Source organism: Sphingobacterium sp. UBA865 (assembly GCF_002295765.1).
In the GTDB taxonomy this organism is placed as follows: Bacteria; Bacteroidota; Bacteroidia; order Sphingobacteriales; family Sphingobacteriaceae; genus Sphingobacterium; species Sphingobacterium multivorum.
The window spans coordinates 80636-107164 of sequence record NZ_DBGB01000032.1; the positions used below are offsets into that span (position 1 = coordinate 80636).

Genomic DNA, 26529 nt, shown 5'->3' on the forward strand with positions numbered 1-26529 from the left:
CTAAAATAAGGCTCAATATAAAATAAAAGGACACAAATGATATATTCAATGATTAATAATAAAAACCCAAACGATACAATTCGCACACCTCTTTTCATATTTTGTTAAGCTAGTCTACTATAAATTACTTTCATACTTGTTCCTCTCTCAGAAATCATACTCACATTAAATGATCCAGAATTAAAGAATGAAGTGTTTTTTTTGGCCTTTTTTTTACTGAAGCAAATATATAACTTTATTTACTTGGAAATAAAAATTGTAACCATTACTGAAGATCTAGCTCAATTCACCAACAAATAATTATATTCTCCATAGTTGATAATATAATATACCAGTTGGCGATCCTAACCGCTTCAGCAGATTGGACGATTGATATGGCAAAATTAGCGATAAGCACATGAAAAACTTCGACAGAAACGGAAACGAGTACAAAATGAAACCCCAATTAGGAACCTATGTTCCTTTGGTTGCTATATTTTCTATTATGACCCTAGTTGGGTTCATCAAAATGCCGGAATCCCCTTTCAAATGGTGGATGCTGGGAGTTGTCGTAATCTTGATGATTTCCCTGCTTAGAGCCTATTTTATCATTGACATGGACAGAAGGGAAATGCGCGTCCGCAAGGGACTTTTAGGCAAAGAGGTGACTGTTCCGCTGGAAAGCCTACAGGGATTTACAATCCATAAACTCAAGCAGTACGGCCTCATCACCGTGAGCGTATCGCTTCACGCCCGTTATCGAAATGAAGATGGTAAAGAAAAAAAGGTGCAGCTCGCACAGCACTATTTTACAAAACCGATACAGCGGATATGTAATGAGATCGACGAAATCATCGCTGAAGAGAATAATCGGTGATCCGCTTATCCATAATCCTTAAGCCTGTTGAAACGACACTCTTTCGATTATGCCCGATTTAAGAATCCTAAAACGACAATTTCTACATGTACTGAAACGCGGAACAGGTGAAGCATATCTGATTGTAAAAGAGCATCCTGAAATTGACTTTTCAAATCAAATTATACAAGGCGCATTAAACATTTTCGCCTATGACGGACAGTCTGAAGGTGACCGGGCAACTTATATTTTTGAGATTATTTCTATTTCAAAACAAAAAGACAAAATCCGTAAAGCCGTTTTGCAGGGCTTGGCAAAAGAACAGGATGACACCTGGAATCTGACACATTTGTTTGCCCTGGCAAAACTTTACGCGCAGCAAAATGACACCGAGGCAAAACAAGCTATTTATGACCGGTTTTTAAACAATCCGATCGTCGGCGCTGATTGGGTCGGCGCTCATGAAATACTAGAACTTGATGGACTAAACGGCTTATTTTACGTAGCCGAGAAATTTGGAAAACACATTGAACAACACCCTGACGATTGGCAAGACGATGGCATAATTCAGCATTTTCAAGCAAAAAACCAAAGCATACAGGTTGCTGAAGAACTTAAAAAGAAAGCCCAAACCAATAAGTTCATTCGCTTTTACCTTGACAACATACAGCGAACAGAAATAAACCAGAAAACACAGCGGACAAAACCCCAAAAATACAAAGACATTCTTGATGAAGTGTTAAATAGTAAACCCTGTATTTCTTTTGCAAGAATGAGAAAGCTAACAGAAGAAGAGATAAACACCATTGCAAAGCATCTTTTGAAAGAAACGGACCAGGGAAATATTGAACGCCTTTTGGATATTTTTGACTTTCACAAATTTCCTTATGATAGCCAATTCATTTTAGACTTTGCTAAACAAAAGGGAACAGGCAAAAACAGCATAGCTGAAAATGCCCTTAATGCACTAAAACATCTAAAAAGCAAAGCCATTAGAGACTTTGCTCTGGAGAAAATACAAACAGCCAAAAATCCGATTGACTATTTAGAATTGCTGATTTCTAATTACAGAAGTGGCGACTCGAAGCTACTGACCGAAATCGCCGAAAAGGCAAAAAATGAACACGAAATTGAGCGATTGGCAGGGATATACACAGCTATTTTCAAAAAAAACAACACCAAATCCTGTAAAAATCCCCTTGAAATCCTGTATAGCAAAATGAATTGTGCGCTTCACAGAAAAGATATCATAGAAGTCCTGCTGCATAACAACGTTCTCTCCGACACGATAGAAAAAGAACTTCACTATGACTGCAACCTGGAAACAAGGATGATAGCTCTTCAAGCTGGGTTGCAGCATCCTAGTGACCGTAATTTCTGATTAAATTCTCCAGCACCTTATTGTTCAAAGCCGTGGAGCACTTAGATATTATTATCTTTTATCTTGAAAACAGTTCATTTGGCTCAACAAGGCTATAAATCCCTATATAATCATCAAACTGCAAAAATTTATTATTGATAAAGCAATAGTAACTTATAGACATGAGCTGTGATTTAGCATATCCATCTTTAAGTCTCCAACCATTATTTTCCTTGGTGAAGTATTCGAGTAGAAAATCTTCTAAATTATGACTTTTATAATAATTAGCTACTTTGGAATCCAATAAAAAACAATCAGCGCTACTTAAAATACGCGTATCATCTACCTCTATTTTTTGGTTCAAAGCTAAATCCAAAAACTTTTCATAAGACAAGTTTTTCGGATTTTCACGATGAATTCCCCACAATGCAGGTTCATTAATCATAGCGACTTTGCCATTATTGCATCGAACAAAAAAGTCAAAATCAAATCTTGAGGGCGTTGTTCTGTCATCATAAGCCATTTCATAAATTATCCTTGAATCAATGCGCTTTGTATTCTTATTTCTAGAACAAGAGCTTAAAACGATGAACGCTATCAATATAAATTTTAACATATTTATTCAGATCATTCCGGATCAATCCCAACTATTTTCCTATTGCTAAGTTTGCTATTATCTGATTAATTTCTTGTTGTTCTTCAACAATCTCCGGATCAATCTGGATAACAGTGTCAATAGTGTAACTGCAATAAACTACTTTATTATCATCTGCAAAAATCCAATTAAAAAAAATTAACGCTTCGCCGCTATTTTCCGATGACGAGATATAATAAAGATAATATAAATCAAATGACTTGGATAATTAAATTTTGTCCACCCTCGGTTGGAAACAAATGATTATACTTCATAGCGGTTAATTTACAAAATTCTCTACACTTCCGATCATCAGATTCAAGGAGCCTTTTTCTACTGAGTTGTCGCATTAAGGTCGTTAGAACTCCTTCCTTATCTCCTCCGCAAACTTATTACCCTTTTCGGAATAAACAGCATGGAAAATGCAATGATGACCGTATTTGGACTTAGGAAAATGAAAAAGTCAACAGTTAAAAAAGCCACATCTCCCGACGTGGCCTTCACTTAAATAAACATAAACATATGAACCATCACCTAATCTAGCGGTTCCAACTAACTCTTATTTCACATTCACATTAAATGTAAACGTCGCCTGCACGGTTTTCGCTCCTTCGTACGTATACACCAGTGCCTGCTTAATGGTATATTTCTTTCCAGCTGCCAGAGCTCCCGGATATTGTCCGATCGAGAACGTTATCGTACTTGCGTTAAATTCCGAAAACAAGCCCGCACTAGCGCCCCAGTTGGTGACGGCCCCGGCAGGCGTAAACCAATGCCCGTAACCCGTGGCCGTATTGTTGGGATTTAAACTTCCATTCGGCTCCACGGCATAGAACTTAATTTTTCCACTGCTCATCAAACCCGCCAGGTCTGCCGAAGGTATGGCCAAGGCCTCCCCTAGCTGCGCTGCATTGACGCTTACTTGCGTACCCGAATACCCTGTAGCATCTGCCGGGAAGCTCAAGTCATAATTCAATGCGATATCTTTCGGCTGACTGCTCACCTCATTGTATCCCGTAGCCGTTGTACCCTGTATTTTGATTTCGTAAGGCCATTGCTTATCGTTGCTGTCGTCATCATCCCAGGCATGTGGCTGGTAAACAGATGGGGCACCTGTGACGACAAACCAGAGGTTGCTACAATTGGCCGGAACAGTAAACGCGACCGTATTCTCCGTGCCCTCCGTCCTGTCACCATATACCCGCGTGCCATCTTTCAATAATGCCACATAACCATAGCGCCATCCGGCACGGCTGGCATCCACCGGGTTGAATCCAGCAGCATTCGGCAGTCCCTTAAAAGCTACCGAAACCTGGGTTCCCGCAGCCGGAACTTCCAGCGGAATCACATTGTACCCCGTAGTGCCCGGACAACGATCATAGGCAACGCGAAGACTACCGTTGGATTGACGCGTAAATTTGGTCGTCAGCTTACCGATATAATTCTTCCCATACTCCCGGATGCTGTTCAGGTCCCAGGTCACAAAGTGGGCCGCCGCATCATAGATCTCATTGTTGAACTGCTTCACATCGATACCCGTTATACGCATATAAGCCTGCACCGGATCTTCGGGTTTTAAAGCTTCGCGCCAGATGCGGCCAATCATATCGATCCCATGTTTGCTGGTCCAATACCAATGGATGAAATAGCTGGCATAACGATATTTCTCGTGATGAATATGACGATGATAATTTTCGGTATAGACGGGAAAATCGGCTCCCGAAAATGCCTGTGCCGGATAGGTTTGGTAAGCCTGCCATTGCGCGGTCTGCTCCCAGAACCCGTTGCCGCTGGTTCCGCCGTAGCCGTAACGAAATCCATGTCCGCCTTTCAAATCTGCAAATAACTGATATTGAAAACTGTGCCCGATCTCGTGTGCAATCACGGCACCTACCGGCTTACAAGTCGCCGGATTAATCCACAGTGCCCCTATTGTATCGTCGTAACCGCCGCCATACGCCATCCATTCTGTCGTATAATGCACAAAAATCATCATTTTGTATTTATCCAGATTGGATCGGTTCACTTTGCGTTCTGCAAACTTCAGCGTGCCGACGTTCAATGCGTAGAACTGTTCGGCCTTGGCCAAAAGATCATCAATATCGACGCGATATTCTTCAGGTACGGTGTTCGCATTGGGATCGTTCTTCCCATAACTTGCACCCCAGAACACGATAAAATGCTCCGACTGACGGCTGCGCGAATAGGACCATTTGCTCCCTTTATCGTTATAATCCATGCCTTCAAATTCTTTGGGCTTATAAATCTTCAAAGAATCTGTTCCCACAGTAACGGGCGGCGTGGTGACCTCTTCCTCGACAGGAAGCGCTACTTCTTTTTTGCTGCATCCCTGCGAAAGGAAAACAAGTGCTGAAACCAGCGTCAGCAGGACTTTATGCAATACGATACTTTTCATCATTTGAGCGTTTAATAGGTAGAGATCAACTATGTGTAATGGTCAAAAAACGGAAGCGAACGGTATAGGTACCACTTCGGTAGAATTTAATGGTCGATACGGGGTTAAGATTACGTCCCAGCGTAGTCGCCGTACCAACAATACGGTAATAAGAAATGGGATCACCCGACCAAAATTCTGTACCTACATAAGTACCGTTCATGATGGGATACACCAGACCCGAAACATCTGGATAGCGATACACCAAGCCCGTATCGGTAACTTCCTCCGGATAGTAAGGCGACCAATTTTTGAATGTCGGCCGGTCCCCACGTTTGATGACCTCGCCTTTTTTAGGATTGAAGGGCTTGCCGTTTTTATCTTCCCATTGATATACAATTTTGTTTTCTCCTTCCGCCTGATGCTCTACGACGATCTCATAGTCTGTATACGGTAGAAAATTGGATTCGGCCCCGTAGTCCGAACTCGTGCACGACTTAAATAAAATATCTTCCTTCTTAGCACCGATGACATTAAAGTTCAGTATATTCTTAAATTTTTTCTGTCCGGCGACATTGCTCACCTCCACATCGATCGTGTATTGTCCCGGGGTCACAAATTGCGTCGCCTGTGTAAAACCCACGCGACCACCGGTCGCATTGAGCATCATCGGTGGATATTTAGCTTTGCCGATCTTGGCATTCAACAGTTCCAGGGTGGTATCCCGCCAGGTGATCTCCGCCAGGTAGGTGGATATCTCATGCTCTTTTGAAAATTCTGTTGAGAGCTCGCCAGTTTCCTTGTTTCTTACCGCAAGCAGATTCACGGTCAGCGGGGTTGTGCTTCCATTGGCAACAATGGCATCCGTGTACACCACTGCCCCCTGATTGACTTGCAGATTCTCCACATTATAGCGTATATTTTCACTTAAATAACCTATTTGATCACTCTTGCAGGAATCCAATAGCCCGAGGGATAAACCTGCTAAGCCGATTATAAAACTTCGTTTTTTCATCTGTTTTATTTTTTCATGTGTGACGAAACCATCCGGTTGATTCAGCAAAGCAAAGGAATCAACCCTGATAGGTTCATAATTTATTTAATCTTAATGTTGAATACAAAAACAGCATTCAAATCACCCTTTGTTTTCGACTTGTACACGAGTGATTGTCGTACCGTATAGGTACTACCCACCGTTGTTTGCCCTGGATATTGCAGTATATTAAAGGTCATCGTTGAGGTTGCCAGCTCAGATACAATGCGTGCATCGGCACCCCACGAACAGGTTTGCCCTTTGGCATCGAACCAGTGTCCTGGTGCGTTCGCGGTACTGTTTGCATTTAAGCTGCCATCGGGCTGCACGGCATAATAGGTGATGTCCTTGCCTACCAATGCGGATATTGCCCCACTCTCTACGCCATAAAAGCGTGCTAAACGCGGAAGCAAAACGTCTACTGTGGTGCCAGTATAACCGGCTGCATCGTATTTAATGCTCAGGTCGTAGGTAAAGGTAAGCGTAGCACCAGTTTCCACAATTTTAGGCCCCGTCAGGATGCGCGGCACAAAATCGCCGATAAACGTATGTGTATTGGCCAGTACATTCAGCATAGTTCCTGAAGCTGTTTTAATACCAGTAGTCTGACAATATACCCGCATATCGGCCTGATCATCTTCTTTGACCGTAACAATACCGTCGGGACTGATTTGATCGGCCTCGCCACGCACTTTCACGTAATATAGATAATAAACGGGCTGTGAAGACCAGGCTGCTTTGGGCTGCTTTTGCTTATGATAGAAAAATCCACCCACATTGGCCGCATTGCTAATCGTCGTATACGCTGTGCTGGCCGTTTCCAAATTGTAAGGGGCATCGTTGTAGATGTATGCCCTCACCGAATCTACAGGGATTTCGTTGAGAAACTGGTCAAAAGAATACTGTGCATTTTCATCCACATACTTTACAGAGTCTGCCTTCTGCTTATAATAACGGTTGACCGAATAGTCCGAAGGCGCCCAAAAGGTTTTCGCCTTGTTGATTTCGTCTTTGAGTTTAAAATGGTCAATTACCAGCAGCAAGGTGTCAAACATCCCATTGGGATGAGCCGCCAGGTAGTCGTAAGTAGACAGATTGACTTCGGCCGTATGGATGCCATCATCCGTCAGATAAGCCGCTTTCTTGCAACCCACTACTGCCAGTCCAAAAGCCAGCAGCAATGCAAATCGATATAAGGTTTTCATTTTTTTCAGGTTTAGTGGTTTACATATTGACAGTTCCCCAGTATGGTGTCTGATTCAGCATAGGATTGGCAGACAACAACGATGGATCAAATGGCCAAAAGTATTTCTTCGCATTAAATTGCGACTGGTTCATTTTGCCTTCCGGAAATTTATAGACGTTAAAGTGTTTATACAACCGCACGAGATCGTAATAGCGATGGCCTTCCAGAAAAAGCTCGCGCGCTCTTTCACTAAAGATGGCCTCAATGAGCGGTTCCTCGTTTGTGTAGGCAGGCAGTCCAGCTTGCGTGCGGATTTCATTTAAAATGGTTTCTGCGGAGCTATTTTTACCCGTTGCGGCCAATCCCTCTGCCATCAGCAGCTTAATATCAGAATAGCGAAAGATGATGATGTTATTTTTAAAAATCGCATTGGCATTTGACGCATTACTCGAAAACTTAACATTTGCATATTTCGTACACAGCGCATAGTTACCGTTATAAACCATATCAAACACACTTTTAAATCGTTTATCGTTACTGTCTTTAAAGAGCGTTTTAATGTAATCCTGACTGATTCTTAAAATTGGATCTGTTAAAGTCCGAAAATAAGGTCCGGCTAGCGAAAAGTATCCAATTCCCGAGTTTGTACCTTCGTTTTCCCCATTTTGGGAGATCTCAAAAATACCTTCATTGGATTTTCCCTGATAAATACTGCGGTAATTCAGACTGTCCCTTCCCACAAAAGAATATTCGCCGCTTTCCAATACCGATTTGGCCGCCTCGATGCAGTCGGCATATTCGCCCCGCCAAGCACTCAGGTGCGCCTGCAGGGCAAGCGCTGCTCCGGTATTTGCACGCAGGGCAAAATCATCTTGGTCGATATTGCTCCATTTCAGTAAAGTCAACGCTTTAGTTAAATCGGCCTGGCTCTGATCCAGCACATCACTCTCTTTACTTGCAGCCAGATTTACAGCATCAATGGGCACCACAGATTCTGTTATAATCGGCACTGTTCCCCATACCCTCGCCATATAGAAATAGGCAAATGCACGCACAAAGTAAGCTTCGCCGATATAGTAATCCCTGGTCGATACATTGTCAAAGACATTTTCGTCCATCTTAGGGAGCCTCTGGATAACGCGGTTGGCCTGGTCTATGGCCTGATAGAAGACATCATAGCGCCGCAGCTGATACGCGGGCCGCCAAGTTTCCGAAGCTGCTACAGCCGTGTTGAGCTGCATATTGACAATCGGACTAAAGTCTGCGTTGGTCGAAGAAGTAATTTCGTCCGTTAGCAAATCGCCATAGGCATAGTAGGCCATACCGTTGGCTTGATTTAGGGCTTTGCGCAGCAGCGCATACATGGCGTTGGTTGCGCTATTGGCATCTTCCTGCGTTTTCCAGAAGTTCTCGTCGGTTGCCGAACTGACAGGCTCAATGTCCAGAAACTTGGAGCAGCCTGAAGCGAGATACATGAAAGCACTCAGCATTAAAAACAATATTTTTCTTTTCATCTCTAAATAATTTTAAGCCACCGTTATCCGATGGAACTGACATGATTAAAAGGTAACATCCAAGCCTATTGTCCATTTCTTCGGGATCGGATATCCGTTACCCGTTGAATAACCATTGGCTTCCACTGCTTCAGGGTCCGGCACGGAAGACCAGGACTTGACAGCCACATTATCCACCACCCCATAAATGCGGAGCATTTTCAACTTAAGTTTCTTAATCATGGCCTGCGGGAATGTGTAGCTCAGCTGAATATTTTTCAGGCGCACAAAACTGGCATTTTCCACGAAAGTACTGTTGGCGATGTGCCAATTGTCTACCGTATTGCGAAACAAAGTAGGGTATTTGGTCTGATCGCCGTCTTTCATCCAGAAGTCGCTGGGCTTAAAATCGCCTGCAATCGCCGAATTGGTTCCCCAGGTCGAATAAAGGGCAGATGAACCGGCGTCCTGTAATTTATCCGACAGGTAACCGTTCCACAAGGAGCGTCCAAAGACAAAACTTACGAGCGTGGATAAGCTAAAATTCTTGTAGGAGAACTGATTGATAAATCCGCCTACGAGGTCAGGATTTGGATTTCCCATATCAATTTTGTCGTTGTAATCGATCACATAATCCCCATTGACATCCCGTCGGCGCGGATCGCCAGCCTGATAAAGGACCGACCGATTAAAGTGCGCTATTCTTCTTCCGGTCAATGGATCGACAGGCACGTCAGCATTGGTCGCATATACGCCATCCACATCCCATACTTTGAATGGAAAAATAGGCTGGCCTACATTCAGGGCGCGTTGCATCCAGGGTGGTCCCACTTGTATTTCCTTTCCACCATCCGGCAGGCTGGTGACATAATTTTTATTGTAAGCCATATTGAAATTGGTCGTCCACTGGAATGCCGACGAAGGAGCCATATTTCGGGAGATAATCGTCATTTCCACACCACTGTTTCTCACACTGATAAAATTATTGGAGACGGTGCTATATCCCGAAGTAGCGGGCATCGTCAGATCGTAAACCAACTCTTTGGAGTCGCGCACATAAAAATCGGCAGTTACCGTAACTCGGTCGTGCAGCAGGTTCATATCGAATCCGGCATTAAACTGCGGTGAACGCTCCCATCGGATCGTCGGTGATGTTGCCGCCGCCGAATAATCAGGAGATACTGTCGGTTTACCATTATACGAAAGTACCGAACCAGCGATGCCATTTTCCAGCACCGATCCTGCATAAGATGCATCAAAAGTCAGTCCTGTATAGCGTGCGTAGTACGAACCCGGGTCGCGCCCCGTAATACCATAGCTACCCCTTATTTTGAAAAAGGATATGGCGTTTTTGGCTCCCTGGAAAAAAGGCTCTTCCGAAAGTACCCAGCCGGCAGAAATGGACGGGAAAATACCCCAGCGGTTATCCCTGCTGTAACGCGACGAGGCATCCATCCGGTAGCTTGCGGAAAGCAGGTATTTGTCTTTATAATCGTATCCAAAACGTCCGAATACCGATACGCGCGAGCGCTCACTGATGGAAGTCGTCGCATAGAGATCAGGCCCGGAAGGGATACCGGTTACGGTTTTCACATAAGTTCCATTATCGTTATAGCCGGACATTAAACTATTATTGGAGGTATTGCGTTCGATACCGGTTCCCAAAACGGCACTAAAATTATGGGTGTTCTGAATGCTCTTGATGTAGTTAAAATAGGTTTCCCATTCCCAGCGCTTATTTTGGTTCGTCCAGTTCTGTGCAAAGTTTCTGTAGCCTGTAAGCAATACGGGACGAAAGAGATCGCGGGTATTGTTATTGACATTAAACGAGAACTGCGAGCGCAGGGTCAGGCCGTTGATCAGAAACTTTTTGAGTGTTCCGGCGAAATTTCCATTTAAGCTGAAGGAGTTATCGCGGTCCATCATGCCATCGTAGCGCCCGGTATAGATCTGCTCATTTACATCTGTAATCTGATAGAAAGAAGAAGGAAATCCCCAGGTACTAAAAGGATATTTGGTATCGTCACCCGAACCATGTTTTGCTTTAGTAAAACCTGCGAACAAGTTGGTCTCAAATTGGAAATTGTCCGTTGGGTTGGCCTGTAACATCAGGCGTGGTGTGAGGTTTTCATTTTCAAAGCCCATCATTACGCCCTGCTCATAATAACGCTGTGCCGAGAAACGGTATAAAAATTTCTCCATGGTGGCACCGATACTCACATTGACATTGTTGATGTTGGCCGACTGCAGAAAAAGCCCCTGCCAATCGGTATTGTTGTTAAAGGCCGGATTTAAACTATCTGTCAGCATGGGGCTAATGGACCCATTGTTGAACCAGTCATACGATCCACCCTGATAGAGCAAGTTCATTTTCAGCCTGCGCTCTGCGGCTCCCACGGTGATGGGCTTCATGGCCGGACGGCTGGAAACTCCATTGTAAGCCGAGATCCGTATTTCGGGTTTCCCCTGCGACGGACGTTTGGTTTTGATGATAATAACCCCATTGGCAGCACGGGCGCCATAAATGGCCGATGCCGAAGCGTCTTTCAGGATATCAACCGATTCGATGTCGTTGGGATTAATGGCCTGCAACGGACTTGCATTACCGTAAGCCGACCGGATATCACTCACGTCGTAAATAATATTATCGATCACGTACAAGGGCGCCTGCAGTTGGTTGTCTGCTAGCCCCAGGTTGCTCGTCCCGCGGATGTTGACAATGTTATTGGTACCGGGTTCACCCGATGTGCTCAACACGGTCAGACCGGCCACGCGTCCCTGCAGCATGGCATCGAAGGTTGCATAGGGCGTATTTTCAAAATCCTTCCCTTTTACGGTAGCAATAGCTCCTGTCGTCTTCCGGCGCTGCACATCCTGATAGCCCATTACGACCACCTCATCCAGCCCCGTTCCATCTTCCTTCATCGTTATCTGAAGTGTATTTTCGCCGGCACGCAGCTGTTTCTCCTGCCGTACATAACCGACGTAACTAAAAATCAGGGTTGGATTTGCCGATTTAAGCGGTAGGCTGAATTTTCCATCCGCATCCGTTTTGGTGGCATTGCGGATGCCTTTCTCTAAAATACTCAGATCAGACAGCGGTGTGCCTTTTTCGTCTTTAACGATCCCCGTGACCGTTCTCTGTTGTTGCGCATACAGCTGTTGACAGACCAACAGCAGCAACATAAAAATACCCGTTAAGCATTTTTTTGGAAGGTTTTCATACATAGTCATAATTTCGTTAAGCAGGTGTTCATTTTAACATACCGTCGACCACACATCTACCCCTGGGATAAACGCGATTCCTTTCTAAAAAAGGCGGCTACAGTATGTTAAAAAATTGATTAGTTGTTCTTTCTGTAACAAAATTAGTACTTCGAAACAGCGGTTTTCGGTCAGATCTTACCCACTCGTTCTAACATTTTAACAAAAGAAAAAGAGGCCTATTGGCGAGGTGTAGGATTGCAGCATAGTGCATAAAACAGCAATTCCGTCTAACCATAGCAGAAGTATTTTTCCTGTTATGATTAGACGGAATTGAATCAGAGCCGAAATCGCGCCGGAAATTGAGTGACCTTTGGCCAGATGGGATCAAAAGGCCTAAAGCGATTAAAAAGTCCGTTAATCGTATAGGTAATTCCGGTAGTTGCGAACGTATATCTTGGGAGATACCCCTAAGATATTTCGGAAAACACGGTTAAAATTAGTGATGCTATTAAAGCCAGCATCGTAGGCTATTAAAGAGATCGAATCGTGCCTTCCTAAACCCAGTAATTTACAGGCTTCGCGAATACGCAGTTCATTCAAATAAGCGACAAATGTCTTTCCCGTACAGTTTTTAAAATAGCGGCAGAAGGCCTGTGGCGTCAGATTTGCTTTTTCAGCGATTTCATCCAAACTGATATTCTCTTTAAAATGCTCCTCCAAAAATTTACATAGCTTTTCAATACGGAAAGGTTTGGAGATTTCCCTTTTAGGCAATTGTACACCCGAAAGGGGCTCCAGTTCAGTAAATACTTTGCTGAGTGATTTTAACAAATAAAAAAAATTGACAAGCTGGTCCAGAAAGTCGGACTTTTGCAGTATTTCAATATAATAGCACACCTGCCCCTGAAGTTTCGGTGGGACCTTAAACCCCCGCTGGCATTTATGCACAAAATCAAGCAGGTTTCGAAGTTCGGGCATGGTAGCCATGGTAGACAGTGCTCCTTTCGCGCTAAAAAATAAGGAGACAGACCGCACACTTTCACCTGCAATGAAACTTTTAAACACATGGGCCTGGTTTGTCCCCAATAGAAAAATGTCACCGGGTTGAAATTCATGCACATTATCGTCAAGGAGGAGCTGGCCAATGCCTTCTTTAATCCATATTAATTGATATTCCTCATGACGATGCATATGCGGATAAAACTTATCCAGCACATCTTCTTGAATATAGATCGATTTATCCTGAGGAGCAGGAACTTTGAACTGAACTGGCTTCATAACAATTTAGATTTAAATAAATGTCAATATGACACTAAATATACTATAGCCAATTTAGTATTACAATGCTTAACTAAAAGAGGTTAAAATAAGGTGATATTAGGTTATAATTTGCACATGAAGGCAGCCACTTCTAGCTGTTACCCAGCCCCCAGCTCTTCAGCTAGCGATTGTAAGCCTTGATTAGCTTCTTCAAATCGTTTGAGTTCGACCGCATAAGATTCCGCAACCGTTTCGAGTAAGGCACTTCCCGCCGTAAAGTCAACATAGGCCATAACCGTATCACCACCCCACATCCAGTCAAAAATCAGGGCATACCCCTCCAAAACATAACCCTCCAGTTGTTTTAAAAGAGCCAGCATTGGCAATATTTCAAGATAGTTTTCACTGAAGTTCAGTACGGCGAATTTCCAGTGTTGCTTTTCCTCATCATAATACTCCTTCGCACCATAAAATCGATCCTTGAGCAGATTATCGAAGACTTCACGAATGCGCGCCTGCGAATAACTTGGAATAATTTCCAAAGTTGTTTTGCTGTACATCTGCCGGCTCTCCCACCATTGCGACCAATTATCGTCTCGGTTCGGGGAAATCGGTTTAGAAGCAAAAAACTCATTCAATCTCGATTTTTCTACTCGAATACTAATATAAAGGCTATCCAATTCCATACGATCGTTCTAAAGATATTCTTAACTTTTTTAAACGTTACCAGCTCGACAGTTTGATTTTACCATCGCTATCAAAATCCGTATTATCGGTCACTCTTTTGAGGTTCAGCTGCTTTAATGACAAGCCTTCCTGCAGAGGCACCCCTGTAGACTTAATCCTAAATAAGGGATAAGATAATGGCTTTTCGCCCCATTCGAGCACAAAATGATAGCCATCTACAATCTTTTGCTGGTCGTCGGTTTTGATGATCAAGATATTGTGAAAGGTTTGCTCCGGCTTTGCAGGATCACTATCGGGCAAAATACCCCTTGCTTTATAGGTGGCGACAAATTTATAATAATGGTATTTGCCATTTATGGGATTGAATATTAATTCACGGCTGTTGTTTTCCTTGATTAATGCTGCAAAAGACTGCTCAAAATCATCCAGTAACTTATAATTAAAATCGGTATTGATCTTATTGGCCACCAATACATAAGTCTTCTCATCTTTAACGGCACTATTTCCCTTCGCTTGGTTTTGTGCAGCGGCCGAATAGCAAGTAAACCAACTTAACAATAGGACTATTAAATATCTCATCCTACTAATTTATTAAAATTCAAAGAATATTCCTTAGCTGGCCAGCAATCATTTCATTTTTCGATTTTTAGGTGACACAAGCGGAAAACTTTTACACTACTCCAATAAATTTTCCAATAGCCTATCATGTATTGGTCAATCGGGAGCCATTATTCTCGCAAATGCCCAATCATTTGTGATCAAAATGCAGCTTTTAGTATCCGGGGTTAGCTATTAACTTATATTTATTAAATTTGTAGCATTACGCATATTATTTCCGTTGGCAATAGTATAGTATCAAAATAGATTATGAAAAGACCTGTTTTAACGAAATGCGCAGTTTATTGATTTTCCTTTAATACGTCTTACTGACCTATTCTATATTATTATGCTGAACATATTTCAAAAAGTAAATAAAGGGCAATGGTTGCTCTTTATCCTACCATTCTTTCTATTTGGGTGCGAAAAAGATGAGCGCGATGGCACAACCTGTGCGCAGAATTGTATTGTACTATCGGGAGTTGTTGTGGATACTCCTGCGAACAAATTATTATCTGATGTAGAAGTAGGAATTTCTTTCCAATATTACAGTTCGTTCCTTAAACCATCTATAAGTTTGGGGAAAACAAAGACAGATACCAAAGGCAAATATAGTTTTCGATTTGATGCCAGCAACTACCTATCCCGAGAAGGCTTTTTTATAGTTAGTGTCAAAAAGAATGGTTATTATCTTAATGCATACCATCCAGATTCCTATCAAAGCGTAGCTTCTTATGACTTGGACGAGCTCAAGTATGATACGCCAACCGATGAACGAATAATTCTTTTCAAAAGGGGTGAAATGGAGTTGCATCTCAAAAATGTCAAAAAACTCGAGTTGAAAATGCTCTCGGTTAGCTATGGTCCAGAGAAATCCAATACTGGTTTTTCTATCGCTCCTGTCCCTCGTGATTTGGATACCATCGTTAGGATAACGATTCCTGCCGATATGGAATCTGTATTAAAATGGCAAGGCTATAATGGACCGAACCCCTTACAATTCGACAAGGCCGCCACTGTTAATTCAGAAAAAGGAAGCTTTACACGTTATCAGTTAGATTTCTAGTGAGAATTAGCGCCAATTAAAAAGAGAAAACAATTATAAAATCTATCATCATACATTCAATATGCTTAACAAATTACTTTCCAGGATATTTCTTTCCGTTTTAACTTTATCAGCAACCGGCCTCTATGCGCAGCAAAACAATAGTGGCAGTTATGACATCGAACTTTCTATTACTCCCCTAGCTGAGCGTACTATTGGACCTCGGAAAAGCCTTATGGGAGCCGGTAGCGACGACAGTAAGAATTATATCGCTGGATTGCTCCGCGTAGGCTATCACTATAATGAAACATGGTCTTTTGGTGCGGGTGTGGGCTATTCCCATCAGAACATCACGACAACATCGGCAATAGTCGATCCATCGGTGGAGCGGATGCAATATTCCTCGGAACTCTCTATTTGGGAATTCCCTTTAGATGCCAGGGTAAAATTTTTGAAATATCTCTACGCAAATGCGGGACCGATGTTACACTTCCAGCAGAACGCAAATAGTTATGTAGACAAACAGCATGGCATAGGTTTCCATATTGGACTAGGCGCAAAGGTGCCATTATCCCAACAGTTTGCCGTCACGCTTTTTCCACACTACAAAATGTACTCCCTCATCCCTTTCCAATCGGGGAGAAATTATGATCGTGTGCGGGTTTTAGGAATTGGTATTGGCGTGAATTATAGAATTGCTAAATAGTAATTGCTTTTTCGCATGGGAAATCCCGATTTTAATCAATATGTTCATAGCGATAGAAATCGAGCCTATTTCTTATCAAACCAACGTTTAAAATCAGCAGCATGGTAACGGCTTACCAATATATCATCTTCCTTCTCAAAAGACGGCTTTAGTTCAATCGTTAATATACCATTTTCTAAAGCACGATATTCTTTAATGATACTCCGATTAACGATATAACGCCTGTACATCAGGTAATATTGATTATGGTCGAGGACCTTCATCAATGTCTCGAGGCTGTAGTTGTGTGTATATTCCTTACTACTCGTCAAGGTCAGGAGCTTTTTATCATTCGCCGAGCTTTTGATAAAGGCAATGCCGTCAAGTGCGACATAGTTATCTTCATAACCGTATTTCACCCCAAGACAAGGAGCAAGCTTGATCGCATCGGAAAGGTCCTCACTCCGCTCATCCTCCAATTTCATTTGCAGTGTTTCATAACTTACAACTACCTCCCTGAGAGCAGCCAACTCAAGTTCTGCCTCTAAGTATTGATCTTTCACAAATCGGGCAAAGCGGATGACGTATATCACCAGAAATAGCAGATTCAAAATAAAAATAAACAAAAACAGAAACCTAAATTCGTTGCGCATATAAGGAATGAGCGCACCCCAGCCTTTTGCATTTAAGGGTAAAAATACCAGCATCACAAAAACCACTGTGAGCAGTGCAGGGAGCACCATTCCGTAGAGGATTTGCCTGATCAGACGCCGCTTAAAATCTGTCAGCCATGATAATCTGCTATCCATATACCGATTAAAAATATGTGCCCCACGAAGCACAGCCATAGCGATCAGCGAAGAAAGAAACCAATAGAGATAAAATTTGGGCATTGCATACCTCGCATCAAAAACAAGAAATTTGTTGGGCGAACAGAAAAAATTACCCAACAAAACAGCCAACAATAGCTGAACCCTAATCGGGATGTAGTTAACCTGAATCTCGGAATGAAATTTCTCAATAAGTTTTTTAGTTTGCATAAAGTTTAATCGGTTAAGGCAAACTAAAATAAAAATTTTCCGGATAAAAAATTAAAAATAGCGTTGCAGGATTCCGTCAAAATTTACGGAATCCTGCTTTATTTTGCTTGCGTACTTAAATACGCACCACCATTCATGCTATAATCTCATTTTTACATAAGACACAAATAACCGCCTTAAACAACCTCAAAGCGATATTCTAGTTCAATCTCACTTACCATTCGTCTGTTTTTCCAACATTTCACCTTGTCTTCAACGAAAGACCTTCATAATTTTACAATAACGCAATTAATTATTGGATAAACAGCTACATCCAGGCCATTTGACAAAAGCCATACGACTATAGACCAAAAGAAATGATGAGAAAATTAAGAATAACTTATGCACATTCTTTTTATAGTTCCTCGATAGAACAGTGTTTCTATTGCGAACGCCACTTGAGTGACCATAACAACTGGACCAACCTCCAGCGGTGCAATGACCTATTTCGTCCATCGACGAAACTAAGCGGCAATAAGATCAGGGTTGTCGTATGCCATACCTGCCAAAGAGCCAAATCACGGCTTGAACCCGAAGAGTTTATCGAAATACTGCAAGCCAGCTTTGACAAAATACAGGAGTTTAAATATATTGCTGTATCGCATATCCAGACTATCATCAGCAATATTCTTTACATCCTGGACCATCTGGAGCCTGATCTCAACGGACGGAATCTTACTGTGCTCAAGAGAACGGACTCCGAAAAGCCGCAATTGAAGTACCAGGCTGTATCCAGCCCCCTTTCTATCCAACCGAACGCATCGCAGATTAACACAAGCCTGACCTGCTATTACTGCAATACAGCATTGGACATCTCACGGCAAGATCCCAGCCGCCAGATCACCCGCGATCATGTACGCCCTGCTTCCAAACACCCCGAATCGAGACAAATTGTATTCAGCTGTCATAGCTGCAACAACAGCAAGGCGAATGATGAGCCTGAAATTTTCCTAGCAAAACTAAAAATTGCCAATACCCATAAACAGAACTATAAGAAAATACCGTATCATCTGCTCAGCACTATTATTGTTAATCTACACGATTTGATCCATAAATCCCTGAAGCCTTTTGCTCGATACCCTGTTCTAAGCATCCTCCAACGCTACGACCTTTCGCTCCTGCGACAACAGCTTCACGGTAAAAATCGGCAACTTTGGCTCGAGCGGATTGATGACTACGCCTTGCTAGAATTGCTCTTGCTTTGTCTCGGTGCTCAAAACAATCGTTCGCAGGATGGCTTAGCACATGATGCCGCTTTTTTTAACATCACACTTTGGCGAGAGCGACTTGAACTTGCCTTGGAAATCGGATGGATCTCGGCGTTCTACCGCATCGATACGATCGATTTTCACGCGCTGATGGAAGAGCAGGAGTTTGATCAATTTTATATTCTAAGCGATCGAGGCCGCGCGGCCCTACAGCTGGAGACAGTCTGTAGTCAACAACAAAAAAAATAAAATTAATGGAACATAGTGGATCATATCAAAAGCTTATCAAACATTTAGAATCCTACAGAAAGCTCACTGAAAGCCAGGAAAATATCTTACGCAAGCTGATTACTGTCAAATACTGTAGCCCGAAAGAGGTGTACCTCGAGCGAGGTGGTATCGCCAAACATATCTGCTTTATCCATACTGGTTATGCTTTGGGCTATGAGCATATTGACAAGGAATTCCGACTATCCCGTATCTGGCAAGAAGATCAGATTATCTTAAAGACCGATAGCTTACTGGCCTTCCAGCGTAGCGAAATGAATATTATCTTTCCAGAAGGCGGCAATATCATCGAGATCCCTGTTGAACATCTCTTACAAGCGACAGAACTAATCCCTTTTTTCCATTATCTGCTCCTGCAAGAGCTCAAATATTACCAGCAGCAGGAAAATTTATTCAGATTAAAAAACAGCAGAGAATTGATACGCTGGTTTCATCATCGCTATGCTGATATTCGGTTTAAACTCACCGATCTTCAGATCGCCCAGTTTCTGGGAATCACACTCAGGTGGTACAATCAGAACAAAAATAATCCTAGCTTGGAATAAAAACAGCAGAAATAGGAAAAGAAACTCAACAGTTAGGAATTAATGTCCGCACTATAAGAATTAATGCTATAGTAATTCCTTGCTGACGAGTCTACCTTAGTATCATAATCAAAAACATACGATTATGATGAAAAATAAATTCGCAGTGAAGGCATCACTCTTCACTTTAATCTTGGCAATGCTCGCAATCGGTACGTATGCGGCAGTTGCAGTGATGAAGAAAAATGTATCACCTGAAGTAAAAGCGTCTACGACGTATTATTACAATGGTCCGTCCACCAATTTATCTACGAATGTAATGGACCCCACAAATTGGAGTCCATCACAAAATTCGAGTTTTACATGTGGACAACCGACTGACATTCCTTGTAGTTTAGATGTTCCATCTGACCAAAGTATTGACGAACATCTTGATAATCTAGGCAGTCTGTCAGCTGTCCAAAGCGCTGCTCCTTCGCGAAGAAGCAAATAACTCAACGTGGGTTTTGGGTAATCCCCGATTGCTCAATCACTTTCTGAGGTATTAAAATGTTCGCGCGAGAATCATTCGGTGGCAAAAGATATTCTTTTCCCCGAATGGTTCTTTTTAATGTGATACCTGCCCCCAACCTATTGAGGCGCTTTACATCGCCAAACCGTATACCACGCCATAACAATTCTTTTCTTCGCTCACATAAAACCTGATCCAGCACCGTAGTCTCAGGCACTGGGATCATTTTGTCAAGCCTATAACTCAAAAACTCCTGCAAGGTACTGCTTGCTTCATTGATTTTTCCTGTTCGGGCAGCACATTCCGCCCGGATGAGATACATTTCAGCAACCGTGGGTCCACAGAAGGTACCACCGCCGCCGCCGCCATAATCCCCCCGGAATAAAAGGGCGTCATCTTTTTTATTAAAGAATAAGGATCTCCTCAAATCTCCCTCCCCATAGCTTTGATAGAGCATACTATCCATACGGCTCACGTCGATGCTAATGGAATAATATGCCGTTGTCAGAAAACGGGGATAAATGATTTCAGAATTGTTATTGACATTAAAAGGGAATTTCTTTCCACCGTCAACCTGATGATAATCCAACAGTTTAAAATTTGATTGGATGCATTTTTCAGCGTATACTCTGGCCTTTTCATAATTTTGCATATAAAGATATACGCGAGCCAAATAGGCCCATGCAGCAACCTTGCTGGCCCAATAAATATTGCTCTGCTGATCCGGCAATAGCGCCTCTGCTTTTTGCAGATCTTCGACAATAAGATCAAAGGTTGCCTTTAGCGATGCCCGGACAGTCTTTTCGTTAAAATCATCGGTCACTTTAAGCGGAAGCCCCAGTGTACTTTCCCCCTGCTGAGGATCAAATCCAGCACACCACACCTGCGCCAGTTCATAAAGATTGATTGCTCTATTGAAGTAACCCTGCCCTTTGACATCAGCTGAACGAGCGCTGATACCATTTTCCTTTTCAAATGCTTCCACACCATGTATGGCAACATTCGCTCTATATATATTTCCATAGGCCAAAGACCAACCTCCACTACCATCACATTCCTGGATCATGGGACTATCTTCCAAGCGGTAAAGGTCGCGGTCCGTTTGACAAAACAAAGCATCATATTCATCATCAGGAAGATAATGATCTACCGACATTACTTCACCTTCGGGAACAGCCAAGCTATTATTAATACTGTTCATGAGCGCCCGATAATCTTCCAATGAAGTGGGAACTGCCAGTTTGCTATCCGATTTAACATCCAAAAAAGATGTACAACCGGTAGAGCCAAGCAACAGCAGGATAAAAATGGAAATTAGAATAATTGTATTTTTCATGATAAGTTCATTAAGCATTTAAAAACTAATGCGGCATCCAAAGGACCACTGCCGTGGTGGACTGATTGCATTAAAGCGATTTTCGTATTCAGGGTCAAAATCCTTCTTTGTAGCTTTCCATAAAAGTCCCACATTTTCGACATTCAAAAACATGGTCGCATCGATCTTGCTCTGCAGTATCTTCTCCAAGTTGTATTGCAGATTGACATATTGTAATCGAATATTCGAAGCAGGTTCGATCAGCACAGAGGCATTGCGGTAGTAGTTTTCCCGATTAGTATTTAGCGGATAGATCATTGCGGGTACGGAAGTTTTGTTTTCATCGCCTGCTTCTTGCCACCGAAGCTCATAGTCTGCATGCGTTATATTCTGCGCAAAGAGAGCACTATAGTCTATGCTCCGGGAGCGGATATAATGCCCCAATTTATAGAGCAAACGAAAGTCTACTGTCAGCTTTCTGAATCGAATGCTGCTCCCCGCAGAACCGAACCAACGCGGCAGTGTCGGCCCTTCGTACACCATATCTTCCAGCGTTGTATTATTATATATTTGTCGGTAATCTTTGGACTCTACCCCATCCATATAACCGATGGGATTTCCGTCTGTGTCAAGTCCTTTCCAAGGGTAAGCGAAAAGCGAATAGACAGGTTTGCCCACGATACCTGCAATCGTACGTTCATTGATAAAATTCCGTCCAATGGCATTGTTCAAATAATACTTTTCCACTTTGTCGGTACTTCTGCTGAGATTTATCTGAAACCTAAGCCCCCAATCTCTTCCTTCCAAAGCGTTTACTCCGATGGCAAGATCCAGCCCCGAAGCTTTCATTTTTGCCGAATTGCGCACGACCGTGGCACCTATTCCAGCCGTGGGATCCATTTCATCCAACCCGTAGAGGTCGCTTCCTTTTTTTGCGTACCAATCGAAGGTCAGATTGAGCTTATTTTTCCAAAGCACAAGATCAGTCCCCAGATTTAATGTCGCTATACTCTCCCATTTCAATTCGGGATTAGCATACGAAGCAAATGTGGCAATCGGAAAATTGTTCAGCACATTGCTCCCGATATATTGGATCGTATTGACCGACGCCATAGACGGATCCACATTACCACTGAAACCATAAGTAGCGCGCATGGTTAACTTATCGACCTGACCTTTATTTTCCATCGCTTTCCAGCTTGCGCCTACAGACCAAAGCAGGTTCCATTTATCATTGGTCCGCAGTCCAAAAAGGTTGGTCGCATCACGCCGTACACTGCCTGATAGATTAACCTTGTTTTTATAAGAATAGACTGCATTAGCAAAGACCGAAAGATAGCGGACTTCTGTCTGCGACAAAGATTGACCATTCGGAATCGTATTAAGTCCACTTGTTGCCAAATCGGGAAAACGCGAGGTATAATCAACGTTCGCAAAGGAAAGGGTCGTCGGATTATAGCCATAGAAACGAGATGACTCCCCTGCCCCCTTATTCATGCGGCCCTCGAAACCCAAGATCCCCGAGATTCCGTGAACATCTATAGTACGGTTAAAATTGAGCTGTAACCTCGCGTTGTGGGCAGTCTGTCGTGCTACAGACTGATCCAGAACTCCCCCTTTGGGTATGTGGTAGGTGACGACACCTGTTGAACGGTCAATTTCCGAAAAGGAATTGACTAGGTTACGGCTAAAATAACTATCCGGACCATGCAGATTTTTACCATCTGTACGATCGAGCATCAGGTTATATTTGAGATCAATGCTTAATGATCGAGAGACATCATATTTAAGCCCCGTATTCCAATTCACAATCCATTGTTGACTACCGTTATCCTGATGACGGTAATCGGTCAATGGATAATAGTTCCAATCAAGGATATAACCTTCCTTCGCCATCCGATCCACATAATCGTTGTTACGCTGTGCAATGCGAAGAGGAATTCCATGATCATCAGCGAAAGTAGCATAAGGATAAAGCTCATAAGTTGACATCTTAACATCACCATATGCAGGCATCCCCGTCGACGTATTGAAATGGATAAGGTTAAGATCCATTGACAAGAGCATATCCTTACGGATCTTCAAGGCGTTATTGAGTTTGTAGGTCAACCTCTCACTTCTATTTTTTGTCGACCCAACCTCCTTATCGTATCCCAGCGAGGACATCCAAGCAAATTGACTGCTTCCACCATTGCCCTGTAAGTGATATTGCTGAAAGAGTGAATTGCTATAAAAATGTTTTCGGTATTCATCGCGTACATCTAAACCGACGAGACCAGCTTTCAGGTTGTCATATTCCTCTTGGCTTATTTTCTGCTTTTTCAACCGGTCCAAAGCTTCCACCACTGGGCTCAAAGGCAGCATGGAACTGCTGTTAATCCGGCTATTGTAATAGCCCTTATTGAACAGGAATTCTTCCACCCCGATAAAGTCCGGCGTCGACATCAGATCTAACCTATTCAAATCTGGAGGAGCACCCGTTTTTATCGCTGTAGAAAAGCGAAAGCGCTGGCGCTGATTAAATTGTCCTTTCTTGGTCGTTACCACGATCACCCCATTACCGGCACGCACGCCCCAAATCGCTGATGCCGCAGCATCTTTGAGCACCGTGACATTTTCAATATCTAGCGGGTTAATATCATCAAGATTTCCTTCGTAAGGAAAGTTGTCCACGACAACCAAAGGATTCTTTTCGGCTTTAATAGTGCTTAAGCTTCTTACCATCAATCGGTTTGCCGAAGTACTGTTATTGTCCAACATCACACCATTCGCTAATGAAGGCAACATTCCAGTAATACCGCGGCCTATCTGTTGTTCAAGCTGCTGTTTGCTCACGCTGGAAAAGGATCCTGTCACACGATCTTTTGGAATACTTTGATAACCTGTATTAATAACCACTTCATCGATCATCCCATGCTTTAAAGCAAGTGACACCGTCAGCTCAACATGCTGCCGATCTGCTTTGACGAAAATGCTCGTATCCTGATAAGCGATATGTCGAAAAGTCACCTGCTGGCCACCTATCTTTTCGGCAATTGAGAACCGTCCCCTATTATCCGTCTTTGCTTTAGCGGCATCCTTTATTACGATGTTTACATCCTTAATAGGCAATCCAGATTCTTTATCCAATACTGTTCCGCTTAGTTGAGCTCGAGCGGATGCCGCAACCAAAAGCATCAGCAAAAGCCAGATTATTCTATTTCTTGCCATCTTTTGGATTGATTAAGTTCAACATGTCTTTGATATGTCCGTCTGTTACACTAAGGGCTAGCGTCAATCCGATCAGGTCGCCACGTGGCCCTATCCATACATACCGGGGGTAGATATAGTTAGGAAACAATTGCTGAAGGTAATCCTCTTCGATGATGGACTGGAATTTTCCTGACAGCGAGCGTTCGGCAAGTCGATCCTGAATCTTGGCAATATTTGTATAGGTGTCTTTTGTTTGTGTTGGATTGACATAGATAAGCTTTGCATCAGCGGGAAAACGGCTGAACAACTCATCTTTTTCTTTCATCTGTCCCAGACATATAGCGCACCATGTTGCCCAGAAATCCAACACCAATAATTTCCCGCGGTAAGCTTCGAGCGTCTGCCGGGTGGTATCGCCATTGTTGTAGACGAGGTATTCCCTTTCCCAAAATTCTTCGGGCAGCTTCTGACCGATAAGCAATGGATTCGCTTTAATAAGCCCATCGGCCCCGCTGTCCTTGCGGGGCGTCTGAGCTGATAAACTAAACATAGAAACTAAACATAAAAACAAGCATGTCAAAATCATGCGATAGGCACGCTTATAATCTGCAACGTATAAAAAGCATTTTAAAGCCCGCTGAACAACTGGACCTATCAAACCAAACAAAGTGTTGATTCGAAATGCCAAAGCCTTACAGATCGACATAAAGAACCTTAAAACAGATTGTTTGGATTCTGTTCCGTCAAACAACTCGGAATCTCCCACCTTTTGAAAAGCTCGCTTTTGTTGTTTGGGCCTTGTGCAATCGTTTAGTTGTCCTTGTGTATAACAAGGGCTTAGCAAGGGTGAAACTAGGGTCGCGCTATAGTCAAGCTTGTGTGTTTCTTGTGCCAAGCTATAGTCGACCATTACCAGATTAATTCCTGCCGAATTTTTACATTTCATCGGGTTTTCATCGAGTCCGCATCGGGTTTTGATCGGTTTAGCCCGATGAGATCCCGATGAAAACTCAAGACCGACTGCATAAAAGGCAGAAGCTGGGGCGAAGTTGGTCAGGCGAAAGTCCGAAGAAGATAATGCCTTTCTCCCTCTTCGACTGACCTTTGGCTCGGCTTCGAGACTTCTTCGGGACATGGTCGAGACAGGCTTGGCACTTCTTCGGCTCGGCTTCGGCAGGGCTTCGAGTACGCTTCGACTCCTACCCGAAGCGCAGTCGAACAACTGTCGAAGCATTCCCGAAGATGAGGCGACGCTGATACGACGCAGTCTCGAAGGACACTCGAACAACACCCGAAGGCTGCCCGAAGAATCTGCTTTTTTTAGAAGGTTCTGAGCGCTAATCTTACAGCGCTTTTTTAGCAGGATCGAAGTACCTTTAAAGTACATTTTTCCTTGTCTAATTTTCTTACGCAAATTTTGCGTAATTAGTACTATATCTGTGCTTAAGCAGTGCTTCACAGGTACTTGAAATATATAGGTTATATAGCCCATTAAAAAGGCTAAAAATTTCAGGATATCCATTATTTTTTTGTTGGCGGTTATTTCGATAACCTACTGAAAAACTCAGCGACTTTCTTGCTCAATTCTAGCTCTTTTCCGATGCGCTCTTCAGCTTCTGCTGACAGCTGCATTTTACGTAGGTCTATATTGTGATGACAGACGATACAATAAGCTATCAACACCCGATACAATGCGGTTGCAAATTCCTGCATATCCTCATCTTTCAAGAGCCTATTTTTTCCTGCGCCACCATCAAGATACGTGCTCAATAGTTGCAGTATATTAGCAGAAACAGTCTCTAGCGCATAACGATTCCAGAATTCCTCAATCTCCTTTATAGGATCATAATCGACCTTATGGATATCGTAGATCATCCAGTCAAAAGCAAATTGTAGCGCTAAAATCCTTTTCATTTTTCAGTCTGTAATCTTTAACCGAAAGTACATAGCATCCCCTCTCCGATCGAAATCAGCGTATCCATTCTACCAAGTACA

Annotated in this window: 21 protein-coding genes; 7 read left to right on the forward strand and 14 right to left on the reverse strand. The window is 42.9% G+C overall.

Features of this window, described 5'->3' with window-relative positions; all coding sequences use genetic code 11:
* Positions 1-397: 397 nt before the first annotated feature.
* On the forward strand, positions 398-856 hold the full coding sequence (locus tag B2O97_RS18325) for a hypothetical protein (RefSeq protein ID WP_112373459.1): 459 nt from the start codon (positions 398-400) through the stop codon (positions 854-856).
* Between the two features lie 49 nt (positions 857-905).
* Positions 906-2216, forward strand: a complete 1311-nt coding sequence (locus B2O97_RS18330) for a hypothetical protein (RefSeq protein WP_286767841.1) — start codon at positions 906-908, stop codon at positions 2214-2216.
* A 58-nt stretch (positions 2217-2274) separates the two neighbouring features.
* Here the strand turns inward: B2O97_RS18330 and B2O97_RS18335 are convergent, their stop codons facing one another.
* The 9 genes from B2O97_RS18335 to B2O97_RS18375 all read right to left on the reverse strand — a co-directional run bounded on the left by B2O97_RS18335 (position 2275) and on the right by B2O97_RS18375 (position 14669).
* Positions 2275-2811 carry a hypothetical protein gene (locus B2O97_RS18335; protein ID WP_147282010.1) on the reverse strand — a complete coding sequence of 179 codons (537 nt, stop codon included), beginning with the start codon at positions 2809-2811 and terminating at the stop codon, positions 2275-2277.
* Positions 2812-3388: 577 nt separating this feature from the next.
* Positions 3389-5248 (reverse strand): DUF4859 domain-containing protein, encoded by a 1860-nt coding sequence (locus tag B2O97_RS18340; protein WP_286767842.1) that lies wholly within the window; start codon positions 5246-5248, stop codon positions 3389-3391.
* 22 nt (positions 5249-5270) lie between these two features.
* Positions 5271-6239, reverse strand: a complete 969-nt coding sequence (locus B2O97_RS18345; protein WP_139145032.1) for a hypothetical protein — start codon at positions 6237-6239, stop codon at positions 5271-5273.
* An 80-nt stretch (positions 6240-6319) separates the two neighbouring features.
* Positions 6320-7462, reverse strand: coding sequence for a DUF4859 domain-containing protein (locus B2O97_RS18350; RefSeq protein ID WP_286767843.1), 1143 nt, complete (start codon positions 7460-7462; stop codon positions 6320-6322).
* Positions 7463-7481: 19 nt separating this feature from the next.
* On the reverse strand, positions 7482-8957 hold the full coding sequence (locus B2O97_RS18355; RefSeq protein ID WP_286767844.1) for a RagB/SusD family nutrient uptake outer membrane protein: 1476 nt from the start codon (positions 8955-8957) through the stop codon (positions 7482-7484).
* 45 nt (positions 8958-9002) lie between these two features.
* Positions 9003-12164 carry a SusC/RagA family TonB-linked outer membrane protein gene (locus B2O97_RS18360; protein WP_286767845.1) on the reverse strand — a complete coding sequence of 1054 codons (3162 nt, stop codon included), beginning with the start codon at positions 12162-12164 and terminating at the stop codon, positions 9003-9005.
* A 393-nt stretch (positions 12165-12557) separates the two neighbouring features.
* Positions 12558-13421 (reverse strand): AraC family transcriptional regulator, encoded by an 864-nt coding sequence (locus B2O97_RS18365; protein ID WP_201639566.1) that lies wholly within the window; start codon positions 13419-13421, stop codon positions 12558-12560.
* Positions 13422-13561: 140 nt separating this feature from the next.
* Positions 13562-14089, reverse strand: a complete 528-nt coding sequence (locus B2O97_RS18370; protein ID WP_286767846.1) for a hypothetical protein — start codon at positions 14087-14089, stop codon at positions 13562-13564.
* 37 nt (positions 14090-14126) lie between these two features.
* Positions 14127-14669 carry a hypothetical protein gene (locus tag B2O97_RS18375; protein ID WP_286767847.1) on the reverse strand — a complete coding sequence of 181 codons (543 nt, stop codon included), beginning with the start codon at positions 14667-14669 and terminating at the stop codon, positions 14127-14129.
* A gap of 367 nt (positions 14670-15036) precedes the next feature.
* Here B2O97_RS18375 and B2O97_RS18380 point away from each other — a divergent pair, with 367 nt between their 5' ends.
* Together B2O97_RS18380 and B2O97_RS18385 are read left to right on the forward strand one after the other, a co-directional pair.
* Positions 15037-15753: a hypothetical protein gene (locus B2O97_RS18380; protein WP_286767848.1), complete on the forward strand. Its 717-nt coding sequence runs from the start codon at positions 15037-15039 to the stop codon at positions 15751-15753.
* Positions 15754-15814: 61 nt separating this feature from the next.
* Positions 15815-16438, forward strand: a complete 624-nt coding sequence (locus B2O97_RS18385) for an outer membrane beta-barrel protein (protein WP_286767849.1) — start codon at positions 15815-15817, stop codon at positions 16436-16438.
* 65 nt (positions 16439-16503) lie between these two features.
* On the opposite strand, the gene B2O97_RS18390 is transcribed toward B2O97_RS18385, so the two are convergent.
* Positions 16504-17457, reverse strand: coding sequence for a LytTR family DNA-binding domain-containing protein (locus tag B2O97_RS18390; RefSeq protein ID WP_286767850.1), 954 nt, complete (start codon positions 17455-17457; stop codon positions 16504-16506).
* A gap of 356 nt (positions 17458-17813) precedes the next feature.
* Here B2O97_RS18390 and B2O97_RS18395 point away from each other — a divergent pair, with 356 nt between their 5' ends.
* The 3 genes from B2O97_RS18395 (at position 17814) to B2O97_RS18405 (ending at position 20009) form a co-directional block, all read left to right on the forward strand.
* Entirely contained in the window at positions 17814-18953 is a 1140-nt protein-coding gene (locus B2O97_RS18395) for a hypothetical protein (protein ID WP_286767851.1), read from the forward strand.
* Between the two features lie 5 nt (positions 18954-18958).
* Entirely contained in the window at positions 18959-19537 is a 579-nt protein-coding gene (locus tag B2O97_RS18400) for a hypothetical protein (protein WP_286767852.1), read from the forward strand.
* A gap of 145 nt (positions 19538-19682) precedes the next feature.
* Complete coding sequence (locus B2O97_RS18405; RefSeq protein ID WP_286727937.1) at positions 19683-20009, forward strand: hypothetical protein; 327 nt, start codon at positions 19683-19685, stop codon at positions 20007-20009.
* Between the two features lies 1 nt (position 20010).
* Here B2O97_RS18405 and B2O97_RS18410 read toward each other — a convergent pair whose 3' ends face one another.
* The 4 genes from B2O97_RS18410 to B2O97_RS18425 form a co-directional block, all read right to left on the reverse strand.
* Positions 20011-21363, reverse strand: coding sequence for a RagB/SusD family nutrient uptake outer membrane protein (locus tag B2O97_RS18410; RefSeq protein ID WP_286767853.1), 1353 nt, complete (start codon positions 21361-21363; stop codon positions 20011-20013).
* 18 nt (positions 21364-21381) lie between these two features.
* Complete coding sequence (locus B2O97_RS18415; RefSeq protein WP_286767854.1) at positions 21382-24552, reverse strand: SusC/RagA family TonB-linked outer membrane protein; 3171 nt, start codon at positions 24550-24552, stop codon at positions 21382-21384.
* Positions 24539-25921 (reverse strand): TlpA family protein disulfide reductase, encoded by a 1383-nt coding sequence (locus B2O97_RS18420; RefSeq protein ID WP_286767855.1) that lies wholly within the window; start codon positions 25919-25921, stop codon positions 24539-24541. Before B2O97_RS18420 ends, B2O97_RS18415 begins: the two co-directional genes overlap by 14 nt.
* A 152-nt stretch (positions 25922-26073) precedes the next feature.
* Entirely contained in the window at positions 26074-26448 is a 375-nt protein-coding gene (locus B2O97_RS18425) for a hypothetical protein (RefSeq protein WP_286767856.1), read from the reverse strand.
* Between the last annotated feature and the right edge of the window lie 81 nt (positions 26449-26529).